The following is a 9,603-nucleotide window of genomic DNA, read 5'->3' on the forward strand; positions in this document are numbered from 1 at the left end:
ACATTCCGAACCCGGAAGCTAAGCCTCACAGCGCCGATGGTACTGCAGGGGGGACCCTGTGGGAGAGTAGGACGCCGCCGAACAATCATTCAGAAGAGCCCCCGCCGGGTGAACCGGGCGGGGGCTCTTCTGTTGTAGGGTCAACGTGCATTGTCGTGACACAGGACAGGAGGACCCGGGTGGAGGTCCAGGAGACGCGGGTCCAGACCGATCGCGTCCTCACCATCCCCAACCTGCTGAGCATGGGCCGGCTGGTCGGCGTTCCGGTTTTTCTCTGGCTCATTCTGTGGCCCGTCTTCGGCGGGCCGAAGAACGACGGGTGGGCGCTGCTGATCCTGATGCTCAGCGGAATCAGCGACTACCTGGACGGAAAGCTCGCCAGGCGGTGGGGGCAGATCAGCCGGGTGGGGCAGCTGCTGGATCCGCTGGCCGACCGGCTCTATGTGCTGTCCACGCTCGTCGGATTGACGTGGCGTGAGTTCCTGCCGTGGTGGGTGACGGCGATTCTGCTGGCCCGTGAGGTCTTCATCGCCTCGTTGCTGCCCATTCTGAACCGGCACGGTTACGGGCCGCTCCAGACGAGTTTCCTCGGCAAGGCCGCGACCTTCAATCTGATGTACGCGTTTCCGCTTCTCCTGCTCGGCGGCATCGACAGCTGGATCGCGCGGCCGGCCGAGGTGGTGAGCTGGGCCTTCATCTGGTGGGGGACCACGCTGTACTGGTGGTCGGCGATCCTTTACGCGGTGCAGGCGCGGCAGATCATCAAGGCGGGTCCCGCGGGCTCGGCGTCCACAGTCTGAGACGTGATCTGAGAGAAGTCCCACGCCGTCCCGGTGCGTCGGACGATACCTTCCGGGTAGAGAACCCTCTGGAACGGTTTGATGGACCTGCAGGTCCACCACCGCGAAGGAGGACGCACCCGTAATGAAAGCCGTAGTAATGGCAGGGGGCGAGGGCACCCGACTCCGCCCGATGACCTCCAGCATGCCGAAGCCGCTGCTTCCGGTCGCGAATATGCCGATCATGGAGCACGTGCTTCGGCTGCTGAAGCGGCACGGCCTCTCCGACACCGTCGTCACCGTGCAGTTCCTGGCGTCACTCGTCAAGAACTACTTCGGTGACGGCGAGGAACTGGGCATGCACCTCACGTATGCCCATGAGGAGACGCCACTAGGCACTGCGGGGAGTGTCAAGAACGCCGAGGACGCGCTCAAGGACGACTCCTTTCTGGTGATCTCCGGTGACGCGCTGACCGACTTCAATCTCTCCGAATTGATCGACTTTCACCGCAGTAAGAACGCACTGGTCACGGTCTGTCTCACCAGGGTGCCGAATCCCCTGGAGTTCGGAATCACGATCACCGACGAGGACGGCCGGGTCGAGCGCTTCCTGGAGAAGCCGACCTGGGGCCAGGTCTTTTCCGACACGGTGAACACCGGTATCTACGTGATGGAGCCGGAGGTCTTCGACTACGTCGCCGCGGGTGAGTCCGTGGACTGGTCGAGTGATGTCTTCCCGCAGCTGTTGAAGGAGGGCAAGCGGGTCTACGGCTACGTCGCCGAGGGCTACTGGGAGGACGTGGGCACCCACGAGAGCTACGGCAAGGCCCAGGCGGACGTCCTGGAGGGCAAGGTCGAGGTCGAGCTCGACGGCTTCGAGATCTCGCCGGGCGTCTGGGTGGCCGAAGGGGCGGAGGTGGACCCGGAGGCGGTGCTGCGCGGGCCGCTGTACATCGGGGACTACGCCAAGGTCGAGGCCGGCGTGGAGATCCGCGAGCACACCGTGCTGGGCAGCAACGTGGTGGTCAAGCGCGGCGCCTTCCTGCACAAGACGGTGGTGCACGACAACGTCTACGTCGGACCGCAGAGCAATCTGCGCGGCTGCGTGGTCGGCAAGAACACCGATGTGATGCGGGCCGCGCGGATCGAGGACGGCGCGGTGATCGGGGACGAGTGCCTGATCGGCGAGGAGTCGATCATCGGGGCCAACGTCCGGGTCTACCCGTTCAAGACCATCGAGGCCGGCGCCGTCGTCAACACCTCGGTGATCTGGGAGTCGCGCGGCCAGGAGCACCTCTTCGGGCTCCGCGGCGTCTCCGGCATCCTCAACGTCGAGATCACCCCGGAGCTGGCCGTGCGGCTGGCGGGCGCGTACGCCACGACCTTGAAGAAGGGGGCCACCGTCACCATTGCGCGTGACCACTCGCGTGGTGCCCGTGCGCTCAAACGGGCGATGATCTCGGCGCTGCAGACCTCCGCGATCGACGTCCGCGACCTGGAGAACGTGCCGATGCCGGTGGCCCGGCAGCACACCGCGCGGGGGAGCGCGGGCGGGATCTTCCTGCGGACCACGCCGGGTGTGCCGGACTCGTTGGACATCCTCTTCTTCGACGAGCGCGGGGCGGACCTCTCGCAGGCCGGGCAGCGCAAGCTCGACCGGGTCTACGCACGTCAGGAGTACCGGAGGGCGTTCCCGGGCGAGATCGGGGACCTGACCTTCCCGTCCAGCGTCTTCGACTCCTACGCGGGCAACCTGCTGCGGGCGGTGGACACCACCGGGGTCCGGGAGGCCGGGTTGAAGGTGGTGGTGGACACCGCGCACGGCAGTGCCGGGCTGGTTCTGCCCAGCATCCTCGGCCGGCTCGGGGTGGAGGCGCTGACCGTCTCCAGCGGGCTGGACGAGGCGCGGCCGACCGAGGACGCGGAGACCCGGCGGGCCGGGCTGGCCAGGCTCGGCGAGCTGGTGGCCTCCTCGCGGGCGGCCTTCGGGGTGAGGTTCGACCCGGTCGGCGAGCGGGTCGCCTTCGTGGACGAGCTCGGTCGGGTGATCGACGACGACCGGGCGCTGCTGGTGCTGCTGGACCTGGTCGCGGCGGAGCGGCGCAGCGGGCAGGTGGCGCTGCCGGTGACCACGACCCGGATCGCCGAGCAGGTCGCGGCGTACCACGGGACCCAGGTCATCTGGACCACGACCACGCCGGACGACCTCGCGAAGGCGGCCTCCGCCGAGGGCACGGTGTTCGGCGGGGACGGGCGCGGCGGCTTCGTGGTGCCCGAGTTCAGCGGGGTGCTGGACGGCGCCGCGGCCTTCGTCCGGCTGGTCGGCCTGGTGGCGCGGACCCAGCTCACGCTGAGCCAGATCGACGCGCGGATCCCGCAGGCGCACATCCGGCGGCGGGACATCGCGACGCCGTGGGCGGCGAAGGGCATGGTGATGCGTTCGGTGGTGGAGGCGGCCGGCAGCCGGCGGCTGGACACCACGGACGGTGTCCGGGTCGTCGAGGCGGACGGGCGCTGGACGCTGGTGCTGCCGGATCCGGCCGAGGCGGTCACGCATCTGTGGGCCGAGGGTCCGGACGACGAGGCCACCGATGCCCTGCTGGACGAGTGGGCGGCGGTGGTGGAGGGCGCGGGGCGGTGACGTCCTGAGCGGACGGCCCCCTGAACGGCGGGGCGTGCGGAGCCATCCGCACGCCCCGTTGTCCGTTTTCACCTCATTCGGAATGGTCCGTCGCTTTCCGTCCATGTGTATGGCGTGTGTGCAGCTCAGGGGCCGTGCGCAGGGCCCTCCGCCGTCGTGGGACGATGGTCCGCATGCCAGCGACGCCGACGCCGAGTGCTCCGAACGGGCGGTACAACCGCCCCGACGCCTCGATGTCCCTGCTGACCAACGTGATGGACCACAGCCTGGACGAGGGCTACGCCGAGGCGGCCGCGGCCCGGGGCGGTGAGCACGACAGCCGGATACCCCGCACGCTGCGCGGACTGCTGACGCTCGGCGCCGGACTGGCGCTGGTGGGAACCGTGGTCACCGTCGGCGCGGTGAACGCGCACAAGGCGGAACCGACGCTGGCCAAGGAACGGGACGCGCTGATCCACCGGATCAACGACAGCAACGGCTCGGCGGACCGCCTGCAGAAGGAGGTCCAGGACCTGCGGCGCAAGGTCGACGACACCCAGCAGCAGGCGCTGGCCTCCGGGGACGGCGGCAGCAGCGGCCTGACCGGTGAGGTCGGGCTGGGGGAGGTCACCGGGCCCGGGGTGAAGCTGGTCCTGGAGGACGCGGCCGGAACCGGCGGCGGGGGCAACGTCGACCCCCGGGCCGGGCAGGGCTTCTCCAACAGCGGCCGGCTGCGCGACCGGGACCTGCAACTGGTGGTGAACGGTCTGTGGGGATCCGGGGCGGAGGCCGTCTCGATCAACGGCCAGCGGCTGACCGCGCTGTCCGCGATCCGGGCGGCCGGTGAGGCCGTGCTGGTGGACAACCGGCCGCTCGTGCCGCCGTACAACATCCAGGCGATCGGGGACGGGCCGAAGCTCCTCACCGCCTTCGAGAACGACATGGCCGGGCAGTACCTGCGGCTGCTGGAGGAGAAGTACGGCATCAAGTCGACGCTCTCCACCCAGAAGAGCCTGACCCTGCCGGCGGCGGTCGGCGTGTCGCTGCGGAGCGCCCAGCCCGTCACGCCCGAGGCCTCGCCGACCGGGTCCGCGTCGGCGTCCCCGTCAGCCGGTCCGTCGGCCGGTCAGAGCGGGACGCCGTCGAGCGTCCCGGGAACCTCGGAGAGCCCCGCCGCGTCCGTTTCACCGTCCGCGCCCGGTGCCGGGCCGTCCCCGAAGCGGCGGCCGTCCGGCGGATCGACCAAGACCACCACAGGGACAGGAGCAGCTAGACCGTGATTGCCGTACTGGGTCTCGTGATCGGGGTGGTCGTCGGGCTCTTCGTCCAACCCGAGGTGCCCGACGCCGTCGTGCCGTACCTGCCGATCGCGGTGGTGGCGGCGCTGGACGCGGTGTTCGGCGGCGTCCGGGCGATGTTGGACGGGATCTTCAACGACAAGGTCTTCATCGTCTCGTTCCTGTCGAACGTGGTGGTCGCCGCGCTGATCGTCTTCCTGGGCGACCAGCTGGGTGTCGGTTCGCAGCTGTCCACGGGTGTGGTCGTCGTCCTCGGCATCCGCATCTTCTCCAACGCGGCCGCGATCCGGCGCCATGTCTTCCGTGCCTGAGCAGGGCCGCGGGGCGGCGGCGGAGGAGCCGGCGGAGGCAGCGGCGCCGGCGGTCGAGGAGACCGTCGCGGAGCCGGGCGGGAAGGCGGCCGGGAAGGCTCCGGAGGAGTCGCGGGGGAAGGCCGTCGAGGAGGCCTCGGCGGTGGCCGGGGCCGGCCGGGACGAGCCCGGAGCTGCGGGGGTGTCGGAGAAGTCTGACGCTGAGGCTGAGCTTGAGACCGTGTCCGCGGCGCCGCCGTCGCCGGTGCGGCTGACGAAGACGCCCGTCGAGGCCGAGGCCGAGGCCGGCACCGACGAGCCGTCGGAAGCAGCGGAGCCGGCGGCCGTCGAGGAGTCGGAGGCAGCCGAGGAGCCGCCCGCCGGGGACCGGAACGCCGGTCGGCGGCGGTTGAAGGCGGCGGTCTGGCCGCCGCGGCTGTCGCGCGGGCAGCTGGTGGTGGCGCTGCTGCTGTTCTCGCTCGGGCTGGGGCTGGCGATCCAGGTGCGGTCGACCAACGACCACCACAACCAGCTGCGCGGGGCCCGCCAGGAGGACCTGGTCCGGATCCTCGACGAACTGGACAGCCGTCAGCAGCGTCTGCAACAGGAGAAGGCCGAGCTCGAGCAATCCCTGGGCAAGTTGGAGAACAGCTCCAACCAGGCCAAGGAGGCCCAGGAGCAGACCAGGAAGAAGATGACCGAACTGGGTGTGCTGGCCGGTACGGTCAAAGCCACTGGTCCGGGCATCGTCCTCACGGTCGATGACCCCCAAGGGCAGGTGAAGGCGGATATGCTGCTGGACACCCTGCAGGAACTTCGAGCGGCGGGGGCGGAGGCGATTCAGATCAACGATGTGCGCGTGGTGGTCAACACCTACTTCACCGACCTGTCGGGCGGTGGGGTGCAGATCGACGGGAAGAAGGTCTCGCAGCCCTATCGGTTCACCGTCGTGGGGAACCCGCAGGACCTGACGCCCGCGCTGAACATCCCGGGGGGCGTCGTGCGCACCCTGGAGAGCCACCAGGCGCGGGCGACGATCACCCAGCAGCAGAAGGTGGTCGTGGACGCCCTGGTGGATCTGAAGACGCCGCAGTACGCCAAGCCGGCTTCGAAGTGACGGGGCGCTCGACGAACGGCCCGTCACGGGCCCGCGGCACCCGGTGCGGGGTGTCGTCGTCGCGTGGGGGAAACTGGTTCGCACCAGTACGCTCCGTAGCACCAACCGCAACACCACACGTCGGAGTACCACTCCAGCAGGCCCGAGCCGCAACCGGGCCCGCAGCCTGTCCGAGGTTCTCACCCTGCCCCGCGGGCGGGTCTGTCACACGCAAGGGGATTCGCCCGTGAGTTTCTTCTCGAAGTTGTTCGGTCGCAACAAGGGCCGCGACGCGGCCGCCGTCGAGGCGCCGACCGCCCGGCACCGCCGGTCGGAGGACGAGCCCGCGGTGCCGGGCATGCGCCCCGCCCCCGAGGCCGGTCAGTACGCCGGTCAGCAGCTGTACCGGGACGGTGCCGCGCAGTACGCCGGGAATCCGGCGGGCTACGGCGCGTCGGTTGACCCCTCCGGCGACCCGCGCATAGGTTTCCCGTCAGGACCCTCAACCTCTGGTGGAGGGTTTGCCCCGGACCCGTACGCCGGGCACAACCCGTCGGGTGTGCCGCGCCAGGAGGCTGTGAACATGGCTGGCCCCACTCCGTGCCCCAGGTGCGGCAACCAGAACCCGGCCGCGGCCCGCTTCTGTTCCAACTGCGGTACGGCGCTGCGCGGCGGCCTGCTGCCGGAGGGGGCGGCGGAGACCACCTCGACGATCTCGATCTCCGGGCTGGAGTCCTACGACCCCTCCGCCACCACCGGCACCGGGACCACGCCGGCGCTGTCGGCCGAGGTGCTGTCGGCGATCGACGCGCTGCCGCCGGGCTCGGCGCTGCTGATCGTCCAGCGCGGTCCGAACTCGGGCAGCCGGTTCCTGCTGGACTCGGACGTCACCACGGCGGGGCGTCACCCGCAGGGTGACATCTTCCTGGACGACGTCACGGTCTCCCGCCGCCACGTGGAGTTCCGCCGCACCCCGGCCGGATTCAGCGTCGCGGACGTGGGCAGCCTGAACGGCACCTACGTCAACCGGGAGCGGATCGACGAGGTGCCGCTGAACAACGGCGACGAGGTGCAGATCGGGAAGTACCGGCTGGTGTTCTTCGCCGGCCACAACCGGGGGTACTGAAACCAACGTCGGCGGGAGCCCGAGTGAATACGAATACTCCTTCCTCTTCTCTCGGGGCGGCCAACCCTGCGTCGTCGTCCGGTCCGCAGGCGGACCGCGGCGGGCGCGGGGTGGTCGCGGCCCCCCGGCAGCCGGTCCGTCCGGACCGGCCCGCCGGCCGCCGGCGCGGCGGTGACGAACTGCTGAGCATCGGCGCGGTGCTGGCCTTCCTGCGCGACGACTTCCCCGAGGTGACCATCTCCAAGATCCGCTTCCTGGAGGCGGAGGGGCTGGTCGAGCCGCAGCGCACCCCCTCGGGGTACCGCAAGTTCAGCCCCGCCGACGTGGAGCGGCTGGCCTACGTCCTGCGGATGCAGCGGGACCACTACCTGCCGCTGCGGGTGATCCGCGAGCACCTGGACGCGATCGAGCGCGGTGAGGCCCCGCCCGCGCTGCCGGCCGCCGACGCCCGGCCCGGCCCACTGGAGGAGGCCGACCGCGAGCTGGTGGCCTCGGCCGAGGTCGCGTCCGGGGTCCGGCTGGGGCGGGCCGAACTGCTGGCCGCCGCCGGGGCGGGGGAGCCCGAACTGGCCGAGTGGGAGGCGTACGGGCTGGTCATGCCGGGTCCGGACGGCGGGTACGACGGGGAGGCGCTCCAGGTGGCCCGGCTGGTGGCCGAACTCGGCCGGTACGGGCTGGAGCCGCGGCACCTGAGGGCGATGAAGGCGGCGGCGGACCGCGAGATCGCCTTGGTGGAGCAGGTGGTGGCGCCGCTGCGCCGGCACCGGAACCCGCAGACCCGGGCGCACGCGGAGGCCACCGCGCGGGAGCTGGCCACGCTGTCCGTACGGCTGCACGCGGCCATGGTCCAGGCCGGTCTGCGGCCCCGGTCCTAGACCGTGGGGACGCCCTCCGCGGGCCCGGTGCACCGCGCTGACCAGCGGCGTCGGCCCTGCGCTTTCATATCCGGGGTCGGAGCCATAGGGTTGCCTGTGTGAATGAGCTCGACGTCGTGGGTGTCCGGGTGGAGATGCCTTCCAACCAGCCGATCGTGCTGCTCCGGGAGGTCGGGGGAGATCGATACCTGCCGATCTGGATCGGCCCCGGCGAGGCGACCGCGATCGCCTTCGCCCAGCAGGGCATGACTCCGGTGCGCCCGCTGACGCACGACCTGTTCAAGGACGTCCTGGAAGCGCTCGGCCAGCAGCTCACCGAGGTCCGGATCACCGACCTGCGGGAGGGCGTGTTCTACGCCGAGCTGGTCTTCACCGGCGGGGTCGAGGTGAGCGCCCGGCCCTCCGACGCGATAGCGCTGGCCCTGCGCACCGGCACGCCGATCTACGGGAGCGAGGAGGTGCTCGCGGAGGCGGGCATCGCGATCCCGGACGAGCAGGAGGACGAGGTCGAGAAGTTCCGCGAGTTCCTCGACCAGGTGTCGCCCGAGGACTTCGGGGGCGGCGGCCCGCAGTAGGGCGAACGGCGGACGGGGCTGGTCAGCCCTTTTGCATGCCGTTTTGCCAAAATCCGTCCACCTACCCACACTAGGGGCACGAAAAACCACTCTCCTGAGTGATGTGGTTTGTCTGGCCCGGCGTGGCGATCGTTGACGGGTCATAGGGGACTGCCTACCGTCAGGAGTGGCTGTCCGGGTGGCCGATGCCCGCAGTCGGTTGCCCGCAGCACGAGTGGACGGAGGTAGGCATGAGCAGCACCGGCGATGACGCGGCCGTGGGAGGCCTGTGCTCCGTGCACGTGCCGCGCACCGCTCGCACCGTGTCGGACCTGCCCAGGATGAGCAGGTTCCCGGCCGTGCAGCCGGGCCAGCCCGCGATCGAGCGGCTGGCCCCGACGTCCGAACTGGTCGGCTTCCGCGGCCCGACGGCCTGTGCGGCGGCCGGCATCACGTACCGCCAGCTGGACTACTGGGCCCGCACCGGGTTGTTGGAGCCCAGCGTCCGCACGGCGTACCCGGCGACCAGTCAGCGGCTCTACAGCTTCCGCGACGTGCTGCTGTTGAAGATCGTCAAGCGGCTGCTCGACGCCGGCGTCTCATTGCAGAACATCCGGGTGGCCGTCGCCCATCTGCAGGCGGCCGAGCAGGCCGACCTGGCCGGGCTGACGCTGATGTCCGACGGTGCGACGGTGTACGAGTGCACCACGCCGCAGCAGGTGGTCGACCTGTTGAAGGGCGGTCAGGGCGTGTTCGGCATCGCGGTCGGAGCGGTCTGGCGGGAGCTGGAGTCGACCCTCGGGCGGCTGCACGCGGAGCGGACCGACACCGGTGAGACGCTGGTCGGTGACGATCCGGCGGACGAACTGGCGCAGCGGCGCAACCGGGCGGTCTGACCGGCAGCACTTCCACGGGGCCGTGGGCCGGACGCGGGCGCCGAAACGTCCCCCCGGCCCGGCGGGTGG

Annotated in this window: 8 protein-coding genes, 1 rRNA gene and 1 pseudogene; all 10 read left to right on the forward strand. The window is 70.5% G+C overall.

Going from position 1 to position 9,603, the window contains the following annotated elements; genetic code table 11:
- Positions 1-83 (forward strand): 5S ribosomal RNA (gene rrf / locus ACFXOZ_RS41005); the annotation flags it as partial.
- Positions 84-179: 96 nt separating this feature from the next.
- Positions 180-800, forward strand: coding sequence for a CDP-alcohol phosphatidyltransferase family protein (locus ACFXOZ_RS41010; protein WP_375893575.1), 621 nt, complete (start codon positions 180-182; stop codon positions 798-800).
- Positions 801-924: 124 nt separating this feature from the next.
- Positions 925-3,420, forward strand: a complete 2,496-nt coding sequence (locus ACFXOZ_RS41015; RefSeq protein ID WP_380528700.1) for a sugar phosphate nucleotidyltransferase — start codon at positions 925-927, stop codon at positions 3,418-3,420.
- A gap of 233 nt (positions 3,421-3,653) precedes the next feature.
- Positions 3,654-4,490: pseudogene (locus ACFXOZ_RS41020) on the forward strand (DUF881 domain-containing protein); the annotation flags it as partial.
- 185 nt (positions 4,491-4,675) lie between these two features.
- Complete coding sequence (locus ACFXOZ_RS41025) at positions 4,676-5,008, forward strand: small basic family protein (protein ID WP_030062488.1); 333 nt, start codon at positions 4,676-4,678, stop codon at positions 5,006-5,008.
- Positions 5,009-5,228: 220 nt separating this feature from the next.
- Entirely contained in the window at positions 5,229-6,104 is an 876-nt protein-coding gene (locus tag ACFXOZ_RS41030; protein ID WP_380595134.1) for a DUF881 domain-containing protein, read from the forward strand.
- 562 nt (positions 6,105-6,666) lie between these two features.
- Positions 6,667-7,209, forward strand: coding sequence for an FHA domain-containing protein (locus tag ACFXOZ_RS41035; RefSeq protein ID WP_360242294.1), 543 nt, complete (start codon positions 6,667-6,669; stop codon positions 7,207-7,209).
- Positions 7,210-7,391: 182 nt separating this feature from the next.
- Positions 7,392-8,084 carry a MerR family transcriptional regulator gene (locus ACFXOZ_RS41040; protein ID WP_375893682.1) on the forward strand — a complete coding sequence of 231 codons (693 nt, stop codon included), beginning with the start codon at positions 7,392-7,394 and terminating at the stop codon, positions 8,082-8,084.
- A 98-nt stretch (positions 8,085-8,182) separates the two neighbouring features.
- Positions 8,183-8,659, forward strand: coding sequence for a bifunctional nuclease family protein (locus ACFXOZ_RS41045; protein ID WP_375893581.1), 477 nt, complete (start codon positions 8,183-8,185; stop codon positions 8,657-8,659).
- Positions 8,660-8,889: 230 nt separating this feature from the next.
- On the forward strand, positions 8,890-9,534 hold the full coding sequence (locus ACFXOZ_RS41050) for a MerR family transcriptional regulator (protein ID WP_380528703.1): 645 nt from the start codon (positions 8,890-8,892) through the stop codon (positions 9,532-9,534).
- Positions 9,535-9,603 lie beyond the last annotated feature (69 nt).

The sequence above is a fragment of the Kitasatospora sp. NPDC059160 genome, from assembly GCF_042755465.1.
Lineage (GTDB): Bacteria > Actinomycetota > Actinomycetes > Streptomycetales > Streptomycetaceae > Kitasatospora.